The sequence below is a fragment of the Brevundimonas aurantiaca genome, from assembly GCF_904830995.1.
Classification (GTDB): Bacteria; Pseudomonadota; Alphaproteobacteria; order Caulobacterales; family Caulobacteraceae; genus Brevundimonas; species Brevundimonas aurantiaca.
This window is the reverse complement of sequence record NZ_CAJGVD010000001.1, coordinates 1,737,959-1,754,376: the sequence shown is the minus strand read 5'-3', so window position 1 is coordinate 1,754,376 and position 16,418 is coordinate 1,737,959. Positions and strand designations below refer to the sequence as shown.

Below are 16,418 nucleotides of genomic sequence, written 5' to 3'. Positions count from 1 at the left end.
ACGATAATCGCCCGAAGTGACGATGAAGGCGCAATAGCTTTCTTCTGTAACGCCGCAGTGAGAATTACGGCGCCGATCTGTGACGGTTGAATTAAATCGGATTTAGGGTGTCGGCGGAAATCAGCCGCTGTTCCTCAGACCCGCCGCCACGCCGTTGATGGCCAGCAATATGCCTTCGCGGACGCGGGGGTCTTCGTCCCCGGCGCGACGGCGACGGATCAGCTCGATCTGGACGTGGTTCAGCGGCTCGACATAGGGCATCCGCAGTCGGATCAGACGGTCCAGTTCCGGCTGGCCGCCCAGCAGCTTGTCATGGCCGGTGATGGCCAGGATGGCGTCGTGCGTCCTCTGCCATTCGTCGCGGATTTCGCCGAAGATGGCGGCGGCCAGACCCGCGTCGCTCACCAGGGTGGCGTATCGACGGGCGATGGTCATGTCCGACTTGGCCATGACCATTTCCATGTTCTGAACAAGAGTCTTGAAGAAGGGCCAGGCCTCGGCCATCGCCTTCAACTCGCCCATGTCGCAGCCCTGGACCGCCGAGCCGAAGCCGAACCAGCCCGGCAGCATGACCCGGCTCTGGGACCAGCTGAACACCCACGGAATGGCGCGCAGATCCTCGATCCGGGTCGAGGCGGTCCGCGACGACGGGCGCGAACCGATCTTCAGGTCGGCGATCTCGGCGATGGGGGTGGCGGCGCGGTAATAGTCGACGAAGCCCTGGGTCTCATAGACCAGCTTGCGATAGGCGGCCATCGACCGGGCCGACAGGTCCGACAGGGTGGCGCCGTGTTCGGCGGTGAAGGCCTGGTCCCGTCCCTGGCCCAGGGAGGCCAGCACGGCGCCGCAGGTCAGGGCGTCCAGATTGCGCAGGGCGATCTCCGGCTCGCCGTATTTGTTGGCGATGACCTCGCCCTGTTCGGTGGTGCGTATGCGTCCCTGGACCGTGCCCTCCGGCTGGGCCAGGACCCCGGCGAAGGCCGAGCCGCCGCCGCGTCCGACCGTGCCGCCGCGTCCGTGGAACAGCTGCAGCTTCAGACCGGCGGCCCGCGTCACCTCGACAAGGGCGCGCGAGGCCTCGTGCAGTTCCCAGCCCGAGGTCAGATAGGAGCCGTCCTTGTTGGAGTCCGAATAGCCGATCATCACCTCCTGCACCCCGCGCGCCTTGGCGACGGCGAGGGCCGAGGGCTCCTTCAGCAGCCGCTCCAGGGTCGGGCGCGAGGCCCGAAGGTCTTCGATGGTTTCGAACAGAGGCGCGGCCTGGATCGGACAGGCGGCGGGGTCTTCGGGCCGGTAGAGGCCCACCTCCTTCAGCAGCAGATAGACCTCCAAGAGGTCCGAGGCCGCGTCGGTCTTGGAGACGATATGGGTGCGGATCGCCTGGGGGCCGAAGGCGGCCAGGGCGTCGGCGGCGGCCTGGAGAATGGCCCGCTCCTTCAGGGTTTCGGCCGCATAGTCGGCATAGGGACTGAACAGCAGGCGCGGCGAGGCCAGTTCGGCCGCCAGGACGGCGAGCCGTCCCTCTTCGTCCAGGGCCGAATAGTCGGGGCAGACCCCGGCGGTCTTCAACAGGTCGGCGACGACCCGCTCATGGACGTCCGAGTTCTGGCGCAGGTCCAGGGTCGCCATGTGGAAGCCGAAGATTTCGACCGCCGTGATCAGATCGTTCAGCCGGTCGTCGGCGAACACCTCGCCGTGGTGCGAGACCAGGCTGTCGCGCAGGATTCGCAGATCGGCCTCGAAGGCGTCGGGGCCGGCATAGGCTTCGGCCGCGACGGCCGCGCGGCGCGGGGGCAGGGCGCCGCCCCGCGCCTCATAGGTGGCGGCCAGACGCGCATAGACCCCGGTCAGGGCGCGGCGATAGGGCTCGTCCGCCCGGTGCGGCGACGGGTCCTGGGCGGCGTCGGCCAGGGCCGCCAGTTCCGGCGAGACCTCGGCCAGTTCCGCCGCCAGGCTGAGCTCGGCGCCCAGGGCGTGGACCTCTTCCAGATAGAAGCCCAGGACCGCCCGCGCCTGGGTGCGGAAGGCGGCGCTCAGCACCGCGCCGTCCACGTTCGGATTGCCGTCCCGGTCGCCCCCGACCCAGGTGCCCACCCGCAGGAAGGGCTGAAGCTGGGGCGCGTCCAGCAGACGACGCCAGGCCGACAGCTGTTTCGGCGCGACCCGCAGGAAGATGCGGTCCAGGAAGGAGACGACGGTGTCGATCTCGTCCTGCACCACCAGACCCTGGGTGCGCACCAGGCGGGTGGCCCACAGGATGACGATCTGGCGGCGCAGGGGTTCGTTGATCTGGGCCGTCGAACAGGCGTCGCCGGCCTTGTCGCAGGAATCCAGCAGATCGGAGATGGCGGTGATCCGGTCGATGACGCTCTTGCGCCGCACCTCGGACGGGTGGGCGGTCAGGACCGGCGAGATCAGGGCCTCGTCCAACAGGGCGCGCACCGCCGCCTTGTCGATCTTCTGATCGGCCAGCCGCAGCAAGGCGCCCTCGGGCGTGTCGGGACGCGCGCCGGCCTCGGCCTGGTGCTGGGCGCGTCGGCGGGTGGCCCGGTCCTCGGCGATGTTGGCGAGCAGGGAAAAGAGGGCGAAACCGTGCGCCAGACCCGCCGCCTGATCCACGCTCATGGCGGTCAGCAGCTTCTCCAGCCGCTTCGCCGGATGGGAGGCGGGGTCGCGGTGATAGGCGACGGAGGCCTGGCGCACGGCCTCGACGTGTTCGAACAGGGCCTCTCCGCCTTCGGCGCGAATGACCTCGCCCAGAAGCCCGCCCAGCAGTCGGACTTCTTCGCGCAGGGCGTCGTCGGCGGCAGGGCTCATCATCGGCGAATATCCTCGGTCGGCGTGGGGAGAAGCCCATCTGAGGGGCCGCAAACACGCCCGTCAACGCACGATCCGTGACAGCCGCCCTCAGCTCCAATCGTGGTGAACGCCCGTTAGGATTTCTTAACTGAGCGCATGGCAGCATGGGGGTGAAGGATTCCGCCCCGTGTCCATGTTCGCCAAACGCCAGTCCGCCCTCGCCGCCGCCGCCGGCGCCCCGCCGGCGCCGCGCGCCAAGCCGAGTCTGAAACCCGTCGTCGCCGTGCTGAAGAAGCCGCCGGTGGTCGCGGCCCTGGCCGGCGTCTTCCTGCTGACCTCGACCGCCCTCTTCTTGACCGTCCTGGGCGACCCGCGCGCCGGCACGCCTTCGGCCCGCATCGCCCTGGACCGGGCGCCGGCCGCGCCGGACGCCCCAGCCCCGACCGGATTCGAAGCCTTCTCCATGGGAGCCATGGGCCTTTATCAGGATTTGACGGGAAGCGGCGATCCGTCGGGCGCGGCGGGCGGCGAGGCCTTGATCACCCTGCCGGACGGCGCTTCCGTCGCGGGCGGCGCCAGCTACAGCGCCCCGGTCCAGCCGGCCTCGCCCCTGCCCAAGGCGCCGATCGCCGGCCTGTCCCAGCCCGGCCCCAGCGGTCCCCTGCCGATGATCGCGCCCGACGGCCGCGTCCCGGCCCAGGCCTACGCCCGGCCCTTCCGCTCGAACGGCAAGCCGCGCGTGGCCCTGATCGTCGGCGGCCTGGGGCTGAACGCCGTCACCACCCGCGCCGCCATCGAACGCCTGCCGGCCGAGGTGACCCTCAGCTTCGTCCCCTATGCCGACAATCTCCAGTCCTGGATCGACCAGGCCCGGGCCCAGGGCCATGAGGTCATGCTGGAAATGCCGATGGAGCCCAGCGGCTATCCCGACAACGACCCCGGCCCCTATACGCTTTTGGCCAACGGCACGCCCGACGATGTCGAGGCCAAGCTGGACTGGCTGCTGGGTCGCGCCACAGGCTATTTCGGCGTGACCAACTATCTGGGCGACCGGTTCGCCGGTTCGGACGCGGGCATGGGCGCCTTCCTGACGATTCTGCGCCAGAAGGGTCTCGCCTTCCTGGACGACGGCTCCTTCCAGCGCCGCCCCGGCGCCTGGGCCAGGGCCAGCGCCGACAAGGTGATCGACCAGACCCAGTCGCCCGCCGCCATCATCGGCGCCCTGAACAGTCTGGAGGCCCAGGCCAAGCTGCGCGGCTCGGCCATGGGGACCGGCTTCGCCTATCCGGTCACGGTCGAGGCCGCGGCCCGCTGGACCGCCGGCCTGGAGCAGCGCGGCCTGCAACTGGCGCCGGCGTCGGCGATGACGCTTCGGCCGGGGCGCTAGGAAGTGGCGAGTGGCGAGTGGCGCGTGGCGAGTAGGGACGCTCGCCCTCCGAGCGCACAGGGGCGGTCGTTCTTCCTCGCCAATCGCCACCCGCCACTCGCCACTCGATGACCGACCTCACCCTCTACCGCCCCAATGTCGGTGTCGTGCTGTTCAACGCCGACGGCCAGGTCTGGTACGGCCGGCGACACGCGACGCCGGGACCGCATAACTGGCAGTTTCCGCAGGGCGGGGTGGATGACGGCGAGGATCTGACGGTCGCGGCCCTGCGCGAGCTGAAGGAAGAGACCGGCGTGACCTCGGTGGAGTTCCTCGCCCGGACCGACGACTGGATCCTGTACGACTTCCCACCGGAGGCGATAAACAATCCCAAGGCCTGGCGCGGCTTCAAGGGGCAGCGCCAGCAGTGGTTCGCCTTCCGCTTCACCGGCAAGGACAGCGAGATCGACCTGCAGGCCGACGAGGAGATCGAGTTCGACGCCTGGCGCTGGGGCGACCTGTCGGAGGCCTGCGACCTTATCGTGCCGTTCAAACGTCCGGCCTATGAACAGGTGGTCGCCGCCTTCGCCCATCTGGCGGGCCGAAAGCCGGCATAGAAAAAGGGCGGCGAAACCGCCGCCCTTTCCAGTTCTGTCGGACCGATCAGGCCGCCTTGGACTTCTCGGTCTTGCCCTCGATCAGGGGCTGGGCGCCGCCGATCTCGATCCGGCGGGGCTTCAGCGCCTCGGGCAGTTCGCGCTTCAGCGAGATCGACAGCAGGCCGTTGACCAGATTGGCCTCGGTCACGACCACATAGTCGGCCAGCTGGAAGCGGCGTTCGAAGTCGCGCTCGGCCAGGCCGCGGTGCAGATAGGTCTTCTGCGCGGCGGCGTCGTCATTGGCGGTCTTGCGCCCGGTCACGGTCAGCAGATTTTCCTTCACCTCGATGTTCAGCTCGTCGGGAGAAAATCCGGCGACGGCGATCTCGATGCGATAGGCGTTCTCGCCCGTGGTCTCGATATTGTACGGGGGATAGCCGCTGTCCTGGCTGGTCCGCGCGGCGGTTTCCAGCAGGTTGGCCAGGCGGTCGAAACCGACGGCCGAACGGTACAGCGGGGTGAAATCATAGGTACGCATCAGCATCCTCCTGAGGATCAGCAAGGTTGAGCCGCCCGGCGATTTGCCCGGACGGTGGGAGTTCAGACCGACGACCCGAAACCGGCCTCGTCCGTCCGGAGAGCCCGACATCGGCGCTCTCGGAAACAAAGATGGGAGGCGCAGATCGGCCGTCAAGGGGCGCCCAGGCTGCGACCGAATGTCGGTGTCTCGGGATCGTCATTTGCGCCTGTCCTCAGGTCTCTTAAGGAAGGTGACCCGCACCAGGAGCCCGTCCCCCATGCGCCTTCATCTGCTCGGCCTCGCCGCCGTCCTCGTCGCCCTTCCCGCCGCCGCCCAAACCGTCCCAGCCCAGACGGAAGGCGCCTGGACCCCGCCGCGCTCGGCCCTGTCCAGCACCCTGCCGATCCTGGAGGAAGATAAGGCGCTTCAGGCCGCCGTCGCCGCCCCGACTCGCCCGCCCGAAGACCGCGCCCGCGACGCCGCCCGCCATCCTTACGAATCCCTGACCTTCTGGGGGCTGCAGCCCGGCATGACGGTGGTGGAGATCGAGCCCGGCCGCGCCAGCTGGTGGCGCCATATCCTCGAACCCTACGCCGCGGCGACCGGCGGTCGATACGTCGCCGTCAACCGCCCGCTGGAGACGATGGAGGTCGCCCCCGGTTCGGCCGACTTCATCCTGGTGGCCCGCGCCTTCCACAACTGGTCGCGCGACGGGCGCACCGAGCCCTATCTGAAGGCGTTTTACGCCGCCCTGAAGCCCGGCGGGGTTCTGGCGGTGGAGCAGCACCGCAGCGCCGAGGGGCTGAACGTCGCCGAGGTCGCCTCCACCGGCTATGTCCCCGAAAGCTATGTGATCCATGAGGCCCAGGACGCCGGCTTCGTGCTGGAGGCGCGCAGCGAGCTGAACGCCAACCCCAAGGACGACCACGACCATCCGTTCGGCGTCTGGACCCTGCCGCCGGTGCGCCAGTCACAGGCCCGCGACGGCTCGGGCGCCCTGACCCCGGACCAGCGCGCGGCCTTCGACGCGATCGGCGAAAGCGACCGTATGACCCTGCGTTTCCGCAAACCCGAATAGTCCCTTTTGACCCGCGTCGCGAACGTGGGTAAGCCCGTTCGACCAAGGTTAGCCGGACGCGGGGGCCGGCTTCCGAGGGGGTGTTTTGATGGTTGATCTTTCTGCGACGTCCCACGGCCTGTCCCGCCGATTCCTGCTGACCGGCGCGACCGGTCTGGCCCTGACCGGTTTGGCCGCCTGCGGCCGCAAGAAGGAGGCCGCTCCCGAGGCGCCGCCGGCCCCCTCGGGTCCGCCGGAAGGTTCGCTGGAATGGGCCGTCGCCGGCCCCTGGCGCGCCCAGGACCGGCCGCGCGACGCCTTTCGCCACCCGATGGAGACCCTGCGCTTCTTCGGTCTTCAGCCCAGTATGACGGTGGTCGAATTCTGGCCGGGCAGCGGCTGGTACACCGAAATCCTGGCTCCCTATCTGGCGCGCGGCAAGGGTAGCTATATCGCCGCCCTCTTTCCCGAAGGCCCCGCCGCCGACCCGGCCCAGACCGCGCTGAACGCCGCCTTCCAGACCCGGTTCAGTGCGGACAAGAAGCTGTACGGCGAGCCCCAGTTCACCACCTTCGGCGCCGCATCCGGCCCCGTGGCGCCGGCCGGGACGGTGGACCTGTGCCTGTTCATGCGCACCCTGCACGGCTGGATGGCGGCGGGCATCGCCGAAAAGGCCTTCGCCGACGCCTTTGCGGCGCTCAAGCCCGGCGGGGTTCTGGGGGTGGTGCAGCACCGCCTGGCCCCGGAGGAGGACCAGGATCCGGTGGCCGCCAACGGCTATGTCCAGGAGGCCTTCGTCAAACAGCTGGCGGCCGAGGCCGGCTTCGTCTTCGTCGCGGCCTCCGAGATCAACGCCAATGAGAAGGACACCAAGGACCATCCGTTCGGTGTCGACACCCTGCCGCCGATGCGTCTGACCGCCCCCCAGGGCCAGCCCGCTGACCCGACCTTCGACCGATCCAAGTTTGAAGCGATCGGCGAAAGCGACCGTATGACCTTGAAGTTCAGGAAGCCCGAGTGAACCGCGCCCAAGCCTTCGCCGCCAACGCACCCCTTATGGGGGTTCCCGGCGCGTCCTCGCCGCCCGGCGGCAAGGGCGAATGGTATCGGGGCGCCGGCGGCATGCGGCTGCGCGCCGCCATCTGGAAGCCGTCCCACCTGACCGCGGAACAGCCGCGCGGCACCGTGGTGCTCAGCCCCGGCCGCACCGAGCCGATCGAGAAATATTTCGAGGTCATCGGCAACTTCCTGGCGCGCGGCTGGTGCGTCCTGACCCATGACTGGCGCGGCCAGGGCCTGTCGGCCCGGCTCCTGCCCGACCGGCTGAAGGGTCACGCCCGCGCGGTGGAGGAGTTTCTGGACGACTACGGCCGGCTGCTGGACACCTTCGAGGACCAGTGCCCCAAGCCCTGGATCATGGTCGGCCATTCGATGGGCGCCTGTCTGAACCTGCTGACCCTGGAAGCCGGGGAGACCCGTTTTTCGGGCGCCGTCCTGTCCAGCCCCATGCTGCGGATCAAGACGGGCAAACGGTCGATGTGGTCGGTCAAGCTGGCCGTGCGCTGGAGCATCCGCCACGGCCATGCGGGCGACTATCTGCTGGGCGACCCGGACGATCCGTTCGACCACACCTTCGCCGAGGACGCCCTGACCTCGGACGAGACCCGCTATGAGATGTGGCGCCAGCAGCTGTACGCCTGCCCCCACCTGGCCATCGGCGGCCCCACCTACGGCTGGCTGGCCTTCGCCCTGGACGCCGGCGAGCGCGCGCTCAAGCCCAAGGCGCTGAAATCCGTCAAGATCCCCGTCTCCATCGTCCAGGCCGACGCCGACGACGTGGTCTGGAAACAGACCGCCCGCTGGGCCGCCAAACGCCTGGGCCGCGGCCGCTATGTCGAGGTCCCCGGCGCCAAGCACGAAGTCATCATGGAAGCCGACCCCATGCGCGCCGTCTTCCTCGACGAGTTCGACGCCATGGCGGAATATGTCTCCCCGCCGAAGGGGGCCGTGGCCGATCCGTCGGCGCGGGTCGAGGACGTGACGGAGGAGACGCCGTCGGTGGCGTGAGGGGCCTACCCCCCTGTCGTCATCCTCGGGCTTGCCCCGAGGATCGAACGATCCGCCGCTTGTGCGAAGGGGGCAAGCGCAGAGCCCGATCCGCGCCCGGTCCTCGGGTCAAGCCCGAGGATGACGGCGGGAGAGATTTTTGCCGCTGAGGTTGGGGCAAGGTCGGATTTCGGCGCCGAGGTCCATTTCGCAAATCGACCCATGTCGGACTTTCAGAATAGCTCCTTGAAAGTGTCCCGCGCTTTCCGTTCGGGGATGACATGAGCCTCGCGTTCGTTCTCCTCCCACCATGCCCCGCAGACTTGGCAACGGCGAAGGTGGGCATGGTGCGCTTTGCTGGTTCCGATTAATGCAGGCGAGGAAATGTCTCCCGACAAGATGCCTTGGCGGCAGGTCTCGCAGCCACTTTTGAACCAACTGACCATACGGCGACGCTACGCGAGCTAAAGTCTGCTTTCCACCCCTCGCGGACAGTCCCGACTTCCGCCTCTCAGGCCGCCGCCCGCTTCAAGGTCACCAGGGCCTGATCGATCAGCCGTTCATCCCCCACGGCCAGGATCTGGCCGCTGTCGTCCGGGGTGGCGCCGCGCCAGTTGACCACCTGGCCGCCGGCGGCCTCGATCACCGGGACCAAGGCGGACCAGTCCCAGGGTTTCAGGCTGGTTTCGGCGACCAGGTCCATCTTGCCGGCCGCCACCATGGCGTAGGCGTAGGCGTCGCAGCCCAGGCGGGCCAGGCGGGCGGCGGCGCGGACCTGGGTCCAGGCGCCCAGTTCGGCGCCGTTGAAGATGTTCGGATCGGTGGTCGAGATGACGGCCTCGGTCAGATGCTCGCAGGCCCGCACGGCCAAAGGCGTCTCGGTTTCGCCGCGCAGCAGCCGGGCGCCGGACGGGCCGCCGATGAAGATCTCGTCCAGATAGGGCTGGGCGATCACGCCCACGGTCGGCTTGCCGCCGACGCGCAGGGCGATCAGGGTGGTCCACAGCGGCAGGCCCGAGATGAAGGCCCGCGTCCCATCGACGGGGTCCAGAATCCACACATGTTCGGCGTCGGGCCGGTCCTCGCCGTATTCCTCGCCGATCACCCCGTGGTCGGGATAGCGTTCGGCGATCAGGCGGCGAATGGCCGCCTCGGCCTGTTTGTCGGCCTCGGTCACGGGGTCGAAGCCCTTGGCGCCGCCCTTGTCCTCATGGCCGATGTCGGAGCGGAAGAAGGGCAGGGTGACGCGCGCGGCTGCGTGCGCCAGTTCCACGGCAAAGGATTCGAACTCGGTCATGCGCGGCTCTTAGAGCATGATCGATCGGGACGGAACCGAAGGGGCCCGGCTGAGGCGTCAGATCAGGCGGCGACGTCCTTGGAGTCGTGCAGCGACTTGGCCAGGTCCAGCAGGCGGCGGCGCGGGCGCTCCTCCAGCTGATAATAGGCCTGGATCAGGTCCAGGGTCTCCTTGCGCGAGAAGACCTCCTGGGCCGTGGGCAGGCCGCCCTTATTCTCCAGGGCTTCGGCCACGCCGTCATAGAAATAGCTGACCGGCGTCTCCAGCGCCTGGGCCAGCTGCCACAGGCGGGCGGCCGAGATGCGGTTGGCGCCGCATTCGTATTTCTGAATCTGCTGGAAGCGGATGCCCACCTGCACGGCCAACTGCTGTTGCGTCAGCCCCAGCAGGCGACGGCGACGCCGCAGACGGCGGCCCAGGTGGAGATCGATGTCGGTGGCCATGGCCCCCAATTCCTCATCTGCAACCCGTCCCGAATTGGCACGGCTCGCCCGAAACCTCGCAATCGCCATGCCGGAATCGGGCTTCGCAAGGGCTGGCGGCCCCTGTCCGGGAATCGGGACGGGGTTGCGCAACCCGATCGGGGCGGACGCATTTAGTCGGCAGCTTGGCTTTTGAAGGAAGGGACCAAACTCATGGGCATTATCGCCTGGATCATCATCGGCATCGTCGCGGGCTGGCTCGCGGAACAGATCATGGGTCGTAACCACGGCCTGATCACCAATCTGATCGTCGGCGTCATCGGCGCCCTGATCGGCGGCTTCATCGCCGGCGCCCTGGGCATCAGCTGGGGCGGCTGGATCGGTTCGACCATCGTCGCCACCATCGGCGCCGTGATCCTTCTGTTCCTGTTGGGCCTGGTCAAGCGTCGCGCCTGACCCCCGACTTAAGGCAATATAAGACGAAGGGGCGGTTCGCAGGAACCGCCCCTTCTTTTTGTCCGGCTCGGATCACCGACACAGGAAAGGCGGCCGGCTGAGCCGACCGCCTTCCAGGATCAAGCCTTCAGAGGCTTGCCGCGATCAGCCCTGGGGACTGGTCGGCGGGGTCATCGGATCGCTTGAGGTCGCGGGGTCCGTGGGTTCGGTCGGGGCCGGCTCGGCGGGCAGGGTCGGCGGCGTAGGCTGGGCCGCGTCAGGCGCAGTCGTCGGCTCAGGCGCGGTCGGAGACGTCATGGCGTCGTCAGCGGGCGGCGTCGTCGCGTCGGGGGTGGCGGAAGCCTCGCCCTCGATGGCGGCTGCGGCGTCGAACTCAGCCTTGGTGTAATCCACCTTAACGGCTTCGCCTTCCTGGCGAATGCCGTTCAGCGGCACGGCGCGAACCTGGCCGTCCGCGCCGCGGACAGTCAGCTCCTGAGCGCCCGAGGCGTTGGTCTGAACGCCTTCCAGCTTGCCCAGCTCGCCGTCAGGGCCTTGCACCGAGACGCCCGGCGTCAGTTGCAGGCTCTGTTGGCTCGAAGCTGCGGCCGCGGCGTCTGGAGAGGCCGGCGGGGTCGAGGCGGCGTCTTGGGCCAGGGCCGGCGCGGCGATCAGAAAGGCGGCGGCGGCGCTGGTCAGAAAAGCGGTCTTGATGTTCATGGGACTATACCCTCGTACAAGCGGGCCCGGCGCCCGCATCGACCAAACCCGCCGTGTTACGGATTGTTTCACGCGCCTCTAAATGACCTTGGACCCGCCCCGGTTGGACGAGTCTTGGTCTATGATGGGGCGGAAAAGGCGAATCGGGGGGCTCTGTGAGCCAGAAGAACATCTATGGGCCTCGGCTCGTGCGGCGGCTGCTCGGGCTGGCCTATGAGCTGACGCCCCAGGTTTTCGCCGTCCTCGCCTTCGGCGCGGGGGCGCTGATGCTGATCTCGGCGGTGACGCCCGAGTTCGACGAGCGGTTACGGCTCCTGACGGGCGTCGTCTCGCCCATACTGATCGACCTGTCGCATTTCATGGCCAGCATCGCCGGCTTTATCCTGCTGTTGCTGTCGGCGGGCCTGTGGCGGCGCAGGCGCGGCGCCTATTGGGCGGCGATGGCGGCCCTGGCGGCGGGGGCGGTCTTTTCTCTGTTGAAGGGGCTGGACTGGCGGGAATCGATCGATCTGATCCTCGTGGCTGTCCTGCTGGCGCCGTGCCGCTCGGCCTTCAACCGGCGTTCGCGTCTCAGCGAGCCTCTGCGGCCGGGCTGGCTGCTGCTGTTGATCGCCGTGGTGATCTCCATGCTGTGGCTGGGGTTTTTCGCCTATCGGGACGTGGCCTATTCGGACGAACTGTGGTGGCGTTTCCTGGTCGATCGCCAGGCTTCCGGCTTCCTGCGGGCCGGTCTGGTCCTGTCCCTGCTGACCCTGTTGGTCGCAGGCCGGTCTCTGCTCAGTTCGCCCGGCGCCGACAGCCACGGCCCGGCGTCGCGCGAGGAGATCGAACGCGCGCGTCAGGCGCTGGAGACGGCCGACGCCGCCGCCCCGGAAGCCTGGCTGGCCATGCTGGGCGACAAGGCCCTGCTGTTCAGCCCGTCGGGCCGCAGCTTCCTGGCCTATCGCGTGCGCGGGCGGCGCTGGATCGCCATGGGCGAACCCGCCGGCCTGATGGCGGAGCGGCAGGAGCTGCTCTGGGCCTTCGCCGAAATGGCCGACAGCTACGGCGGTTCGGCGGTCTTCTATTCCGTCGGCGACGACATATTGGGCGAACTGGCGACCATGGGCCTGGCCCTTCGCAAGGTCGGGGAGACGGCGGTGATCCGCACGGAAACCTTCACCACCGAGGGCAAGGGCAAGCAGAACCTCCGCACGGCCCTGAACCGGGCCGAGCGGGAAGGGGCGCGGTTCGAAGTCCTGCCGCCCGGGTCAGCCCGGCCTCTGGAGGCCGAACTGCGCGCCATTTCGGACGCCTGGCTGGCCATGCACAACGGGGCCGAAAAGGCCTTCTCTCTGGGCCGGTTCGACATCGACTATCTGGACCTGACGCCGCTGGCGGTGATGCGCGAGGGCGACCGGATCGTGGCCTTCGCCAATCTTCTGGTCACGCCGGGCGAGGCGGCGGTGGATCTGATGCGCTATACGCCCGACGCCCCGCACGGGGTCATGGACTATCTGTTCACCCGCTGCGTCCAATGGGCCAAGGCCGAGGGGATCGCCGAGTTCGACCTGGGCATGGCGCCCCTGGCGGGGCTGGAGGATCGCCGCATCGCCCCTGTCTTCGCGCGGGTGGGCGCCCTGGTGTTCGAAGAGGGCGGCGCCCTTTACGGCTTCCAGGGTCTGCGCAGCTACAAGGGCAAGTTCGGCCCCGAATGGAAGGCCCGTTTCATCGCCGCGCCAGTCCCCACGCCCCTGCCCCTGGCCCTGCTGGACGTGGCCCTGCTGACCAGCGGCGGCTGGCTGGGGATGTTGGGGCTCCGGCGGGCGCGCTGATCTCGACGTTCGGGGTCGAAGCCGTCATGGTGCGCCCATGTCGTTCAAAGCCCTCTTTTCACGCGCCCTGTCCCTGGCGCCTGAGCGCCTGCATTTCGCCGCCCACAGCCACCATCTGTGGCCTGACGCCTCATTCGAGGCGCAGCAGCAGGCCTGGCTCGACGCCAATCTGCACGCCGATCGCAAATGGGATCTGATCTTCGGCGAGGTCATTCCCCGGGCCCAGGCGGAGGTCGCGGCCGAACTGGGGCTTCCCGACCCGAACAGCCTGGTCTTCGCCCCCAACACTCACGATCTGCTGCTGCGGGTCTTTTCGGCGATCGAGCGCCGGCCCGTGCGGATCCTGTCGACGGACGGAGAGTTCCACTCGTTCCGTCGCCAGGCCGACCGGTGGGAGGAGGCGGGCCAGGCCGTCGTCACGCGCGTGCCCCTGGCCCCGTTCGAGACCTTTGCAGAGCGGTTCGCTGCGGCGGCCCAGGGCGGCGGCTACGACTGGATCGTCGTCAGCCATGTCTTCTTCCGCACCGGGGGGCTGTTCGACCGGATCGAGGCCCTGGCGGCGCTGGCCCGGCCGGAGGGCCCCTGGGTGCTGATCGACGGCTATCACGGCTTCATGGCCACGCCGACCGACCTGTCGGGCGTCGCGGACCGGGTCTTCTATGTCGCCGGCGGCTATAAGTACGCCATGGCGGGCGAGGGCGCCTGTTTCCTGCACGCGCCCGACGGTTTCGGCCCCAGGCCCGTCATCACCGGCTGGTTCGCCGAGTTCGGGGATCTGTCGGGGCCGCCCGGCGGGGTTCAGTATCGCTCGGACGGCGGCCGTTTCTGGGGGGCCACCTTCGACAGTTCGGCCCTGTACCGGTTCAACGCCGCCCGCGGGATGCTGAGCCAGGCGGGGCTGACGACGGAGGACGTCGCCGAACACGGCCGGGCGCTGGCGTTGCAGTTCCAGGCGGCGGTCGGTGCGGGCGAGGCGGGTGTTTTCGGCGAGGCCGAGATTTTGAACCCCGTCGTCGGCGACGGGACGCGCGCCCGGTTCCTGGCCCTGCGTCATCCCAACGCCCAGGCGTGGCGCGCGACCCTGCTGGCGGCGGGGGTGGTGACGGACGTCCGCGACGACGTGATCCGCTTCGGCTTCGGCCTTTATCAGGACGCTGCGGACGTGGATCGGCTGATCGCGGCCTGCCGGGCGGTGTGAAGGCGGCTTGAAGGGGCGGGAGCCCGATCAGAAAAAGGTGCTGTCGTCCTGGGTCTTGGGCGTCGGCGCGGCGCGGGGCGGCGGCGTTCGGTCGGGGGCCTGCCCATTGGGGGCCGAACCCTGGGCGCCCGGCGTCGGCGCGCCAGGAGCCTGTGGAGCGGCTCCAGGCGGTGTGGCGGCCGGCGGAATGGCCGGCAGGTTCGGATAGGGCAGGGCGGAGGGATCGGAGCCCGGAGCGGGCGTTTCACCGCCGTAAGGCGCCGAGGCGGCGTCCGCATCGGGCGTGGCCGTCCCGACCCGATCCGGCGCGTTCAGGTCATCGCGGATGAACGGCCAGGCGCGGCTGTCGGCGCAGCCGCAGGCCTTCAGGAATCCGTCCCGATCCCGCCACAGCACCAGCGGATAGGTGATCTGCACGCCTGCGTCCTTCAGCAGTTCGGTCAGGCGGGCGTCGAACTGACGACTGGCCTCGACCACGGCGGCGCGGGCCAGATTGCCGTCGGCCGCCGGAATGCCGGCCGCCGTCCATTCTCGCGCGGGTGTCTGGATCCAGCGCTGGTACAGCGACCAGTCGCGGGTCAGCCACAGTTCGGCGACGGTGGCCCGTTCGGCCGCCGTGGACTGGGCTGCGCCTTCCCGGTCGGCCCGGGCGAACAGGATGATGCGGGGCTCCACCCCGGCCGCCTTCAGCTTGTCGATCTCTTCGCGGACGTAACGCTGGGTCGAGGCGCTGTCGCGATAGCCGATGACATAGAGGGGGTCGCCCCCGCCGCCGCCCGAGACCCAGGAAGCCTCGTCCAGCAGCTGCTGAATCTGGGCCTGATTGCGCGTGATGGTGACGGGCTGGAAGCGCGAATAGAAGTTCCAATAGGCCCAATAGCCCGTCCCGGCCAAAACCAGACCGACCAGGGCGGCCAGAACCGACCATATCAAGAAACGACGCATCAGGCGGGGTGCTCCAGCTTCACCGTTGGCACGGTTAACGCATAGCATCGAAAACCGTTGTCCGCTTCATTCACGCAGACCCAGATCGCCGAAATCTCAGGGTGACGTGCGCGCGCCACATCTGTCGGGCGCGCGGCCGCCGTCAATCAGGGCTGCCAGCCCGAGACCTGATCCGCCTCGCTGTCCCCGCCCAGGGCGCCCCGGGTCTTCTTCACCTCGGCCCAGGCGGCGCGCAGCAGGGCGGGCACGCCCTCGCCGGACACGCCCGACACCAGCATGGGCCGACGGCCCGCGACCGCCTCCAGGGCCGCCGCCTTTTCCTCGCGCTCTTCGGGCGTCAGGGCGTCGATCTTGTTCAAGGCCAGGATCTCGGCCTTGTCCGCCAGCCCTTCGCCATAGGCTTCAAGTTCGCCCCGGATGATGTGATAGGCCTGGACCACGTCCTCCTGCGTGCCGTCGATCAGATGGATCAGGCTGGCCGAGCGTTCGACATGGCCCAGGAAGCGGGTGCCCAGGCCCGCGCCTTCGCTGGCGCCCTCGATCAGGCCGGGGATGTCGGCGATGACGAACCGTTCGGTCGGCGACAGGTCCACCATGCCCAGATTAGGCGCCAGGGTGGTGAAGGGATAGTCGGCGATCTTGGGCTTGGCCGCGCTGGCCGCCGAAAGGAAGGTGGACTTGCCCGCGTTGGGCAGGCCCGCCAGGCCGATGTCGGCGATCAGTTTCAGCCTCAGCCAGACCCAACGCTCCTGGCCCTCCTGGCCGGGGTTGGCGTAGGCGGGCGCCTGGTTGGTCGGTCCCTTGAAGCGGACATTGCCCCAGCCGCCATTGCCCCCCTTCAGCAGCAGCTCGACCTTGCCGGGCGTATCCATGTCCAGCAGCACCGTCTCCTTGTCTTCGTCCAGCACCTGGGTGCCGACCGGCACCTTCAGGACCACGTCCTCGCCCTTGCCGCCGTGCATCTGGCGGCCCTGGCCGTGGTGGCCGGTCTGGGCCTTGAAATGCTGCTGGTAGCGATAGTCGATCAGGGTGTTCAGCCCCTCGACCGCCTCGATCCAGACGTCGCCGCCCTTGCCGCCGTCGCCGCCGTCGGGGCCGCCGTTGGGAATGAATTTCTCGCGTCGAAACGACACGGAGCCCGCGCCGCCGTTGCCGGAGCGGATATAGATCTTGGCCTGGTCGAGGAACTTCATCGCGGGC

General features: G+C 68.8%; 15 protein-coding genes. 8 read left to right on the top strand and 7 right to left on the bottom strand.

What is annotated here, in order from left to right; genetic code table 11:
• Nucleotides 1-120: 120 nt before the first annotated feature.
• Nucleotides 121-2,820: a phosphoenolpyruvate carboxylase gene (gene ppc, locus JMT67_RS08715; RefSeq protein ID WP_325100327.1), complete on the bottom strand. Its 2,700-nt coding sequence runs from the start codon at nt 2,818-2,820 to the stop codon at nt 121-123.
• A gap of 172 nt (nt 2,821-2,992) precedes the next feature.
• Here ppc and JMT67_RS08710 point away from each other — a divergent pair, with 172 nt between their 5' ends.
• Together JMT67_RS08710 and JMT67_RS08705 are read left to right on the top strand one after the other, a co-directional pair.
• Entirely contained in the window at nt 2,993-4,186 is a 1,194-nt protein-coding gene (locus tag JMT67_RS08710) for a divergent polysaccharide deacetylase family protein (RefSeq protein WP_201464018.1), read from the top strand.
• Between the two features lie 107 nt (nt 4,187-4,293).
• Nucleotides 4,294-4,782, top strand: a complete 489-nt coding sequence (locus JMT67_RS08705; RefSeq protein WP_201463240.1) for an RNA pyrophosphohydrolase — start codon at nt 4,294-4,296, stop codon at nt 4,780-4,782.
• A gap of 46 nt (nt 4,783-4,828) precedes the next feature.
• On the opposite strand, the gene JMT67_RS08700 is transcribed toward JMT67_RS08705, so the two are convergent.
• Nucleotides 4,829-5,302, bottom strand: coding sequence for an Hsp20 family protein (locus JMT67_RS08700; protein WP_201463239.1), 474 nt, complete (start codon nt 5,300-5,302; stop codon nt 4,829-4,831).
• Between the two features lie 259 nt (nt 5,303-5,561).
• On the opposite strand from JMT67_RS08700, the gene JMT67_RS08695 reads away from it, so the two are divergent.
• The 3 genes from JMT67_RS08695 (at nt 5,562) to JMT67_RS08685 (ending at nt 8,408) form a co-directional block, all read left to right on the top strand.
• Nucleotides 5,562-6,362 carry a class I SAM-dependent methyltransferase gene (locus tag JMT67_RS08695; protein WP_201463238.1) on the top strand — a complete coding sequence of 267 codons (801 nt, stop codon included), beginning with the start codon at nt 5,562-5,564 and terminating at the stop codon, nt 6,360-6,362.
• 88 nt (nt 6,363-6,450) lie between these two features.
• On the top strand, nt 6,451-7,362 hold the full coding sequence (locus JMT67_RS08690) for a class I SAM-dependent methyltransferase (RefSeq protein WP_183218138.1): 912 nt from the start codon (nt 6,451-6,453) through the stop codon (nt 7,360-7,362).
• Nucleotides 7,359-8,408: an alpha/beta fold hydrolase gene (locus JMT67_RS08685; protein ID WP_201463237.1), complete on the top strand. Its 1,050-nt coding sequence runs from the start codon at nt 7,359-7,361 to the stop codon at nt 8,406-8,408. Before JMT67_RS08690 ends, JMT67_RS08685 begins: the two co-directional genes overlap by 4 nt.
• Nucleotides 8,409-8,898: 490 nt before the next feature.
• Here JMT67_RS08685 and hisN read toward each other — a convergent pair whose 3' ends face one another.
• Nucleotides 8,899-9,684, bottom strand: coding sequence for a histidinol-phosphatase (gene hisN / locus JMT67_RS08680; RefSeq protein ID WP_201463236.1), 786 nt, complete (start codon nt 9,682-9,684; stop codon nt 8,899-8,901).
• 62 nt (nt 9,685-9,746) lie between these two features.
• Nucleotides 9,747-10,127 carry a helix-turn-helix domain-containing protein gene (locus JMT67_RS08675; RefSeq protein ID WP_054764069.1) on the bottom strand — a complete coding sequence of 127 codons (381 nt, stop codon included), beginning with the start codon at nt 10,125-10,127 and terminating at the stop codon, nt 9,747-9,749.
• Nucleotides 10,128-10,319: 192 nt separating this feature from the next.
• Here JMT67_RS08675 and JMT67_RS08670 point away from each other — a divergent pair, with 192 nt between their 5' ends.
• Entirely contained in the window at nt 10,320-10,562 is a 243-nt protein-coding gene (locus JMT67_RS08670) for a GlsB/YeaQ/YmgE family stress response membrane protein (protein ID WP_007442559.1), read from the top strand.
• A 144-nt stretch (nt 10,563-10,706) separates the two neighbouring features.
• Here the strand turns inward: JMT67_RS08670 and JMT67_RS08665 are convergent, their stop codons facing one another.
• Nucleotides 10,707-11,261 (bottom strand): hypothetical protein, encoded by a 555-nt coding sequence (locus JMT67_RS08665; RefSeq protein WP_201463235.1) that lies wholly within the window; start codon nt 11,259-11,261, stop codon nt 10,707-10,709.
• Nucleotides 11,262-11,416: 155 nt separating this feature from the next.
• Here JMT67_RS08665 and JMT67_RS08660 point away from each other — a divergent pair, with 155 nt between their 5' ends.
• Together JMT67_RS08660 and JMT67_RS08655 are read left to right on the top strand one after the other, a co-directional pair.
• Entirely contained in the window at nt 11,417-13,075 is a 1,659-nt protein-coding gene (locus JMT67_RS08660) for a GNAT family N-acetyltransferase (protein WP_152948995.1), read from the top strand.
• Nucleotides 13,076-13,112: 37 nt separating this feature from the next.
• On the top strand, nt 13,113-14,273 hold the full coding sequence (locus JMT67_RS08655) for a kynureninase/PvdN C-terminal domain-containing protein (protein ID WP_201463234.1): 1,161 nt from the start codon (nt 13,113-13,115) through the stop codon (nt 14,271-14,273).
• Between the two features lie 27 nt (nt 14,274-14,300).
• Here JMT67_RS08655 and JMT67_RS08650 read toward each other — a convergent pair whose 3' ends face one another.
• Both JMT67_RS08650 and obgE read right to left on the bottom strand, forming a co-directional pair.
• Nucleotides 14,301-15,218, bottom strand: coding sequence for a hypothetical protein (locus JMT67_RS08650; protein WP_183218362.1), 918 nt, complete (start codon nt 15,216-15,218; stop codon nt 14,301-14,303).
• A 146-nt stretch (nt 15,219-15,364) separates the two neighbouring features.
• Nucleotides 15,365-16,411, bottom strand: a complete 1,047-nt coding sequence (gene obgE / locus JMT67_RS08645; RefSeq protein ID WP_183218364.1) for a GTPase ObgE — start codon at nt 16,409-16,411, stop codon at nt 15,365-15,367.
• Nucleotides 16,412-16,418: the final 7 nt, after the last annotated feature.

Excerpts from the sequence above, each read along its gene's own strand:
- ppc (WP_325100327.1), bottom strand. The coding sequence starts at position 2,820 with ATGATGAGCCCTGCCGCCGACGACGCCCTGCGCGAAGAAGTCCGACTG.
- JMT67_RS08710 (WP_201464018.1), top strand. The coding sequence starts at position 2,993 with ATGTTCGCCAAACGCCAGTCCGCCCTCGCCGCCGCCGCCGGCGCCCCG.
- JMT67_RS08705 (WP_201463240.1), top strand. The coding sequence starts at position 4,294 with ATGACCGACCTCACCCTCTACCGCCCCAATGTCGGTGTCGTGCTGTTC.
- JMT67_RS08700 (WP_201463239.1), bottom strand. The coding sequence starts at position 5,302 with ATGCGTACCTATGATTTCACCCCGCTGTACCGTTCGGCCGTCGGTTTC.
- JMT67_RS08695 (WP_201463238.1), top strand. The coding sequence starts at position 5,562 with ATGCGCCTTCATCTGCTCGGCCTCGCCGCCGTCCTCGTCGCCCTTCCC.
- JMT67_RS08690 (WP_183218138.1), top strand. The coding sequence starts at position 6,451 with ATGGTTGATCTTTCTGCGACGTCCCACGGCCTGTCCCGCCGATTCCTG.
- hisN (WP_201463236.1), bottom strand. The coding sequence starts at position 9,684 with ATGACCGAGTTCGAATCCTTTGCCGTGGAACTGGCGCACGCAGCCGCG.
- JMT67_RS08675 (WP_054764069.1), bottom strand. The coding sequence starts at position 10,127 with ATGGCCACCGACATCGATCTCCACCTGGGCCGCCGTCTGCGGCGTCGC.
- JMT67_RS08670 (WP_007442559.1), top strand. The coding sequence starts at position 10,320 with ATGGGCATTATCGCCTGGATCATCATCGGCATCGTCGCGGGCTGGCTC.
- JMT67_RS08665 (WP_201463235.1), bottom strand. The coding sequence starts at position 11,261 with ATGAACATCAAGACCGCTTTTCTGACCAGCGCCGCCGCCGCCTTTCTG.
- JMT67_RS08655 (WP_201463234.1), top strand. The coding sequence starts at position 13,113 with ATGTCGTTCAAAGCCCTCTTTTCACGCGCCCTGTCCCTGGCGCCTGAG.
- JMT67_RS08650 (WP_183218362.1), bottom strand. The coding sequence starts at position 15,218 with ATGCGTCGTTTCTTGATATGGTCGGTTCTGGCCGCCCTGGTCGGTCTG.
- obgE (WP_183218364.1), bottom strand. The coding sequence starts at position 16,411 with ATGAAGTTCCTCGACCAGGCCAAGATCTATATCCGCTCCGGCAACGGC.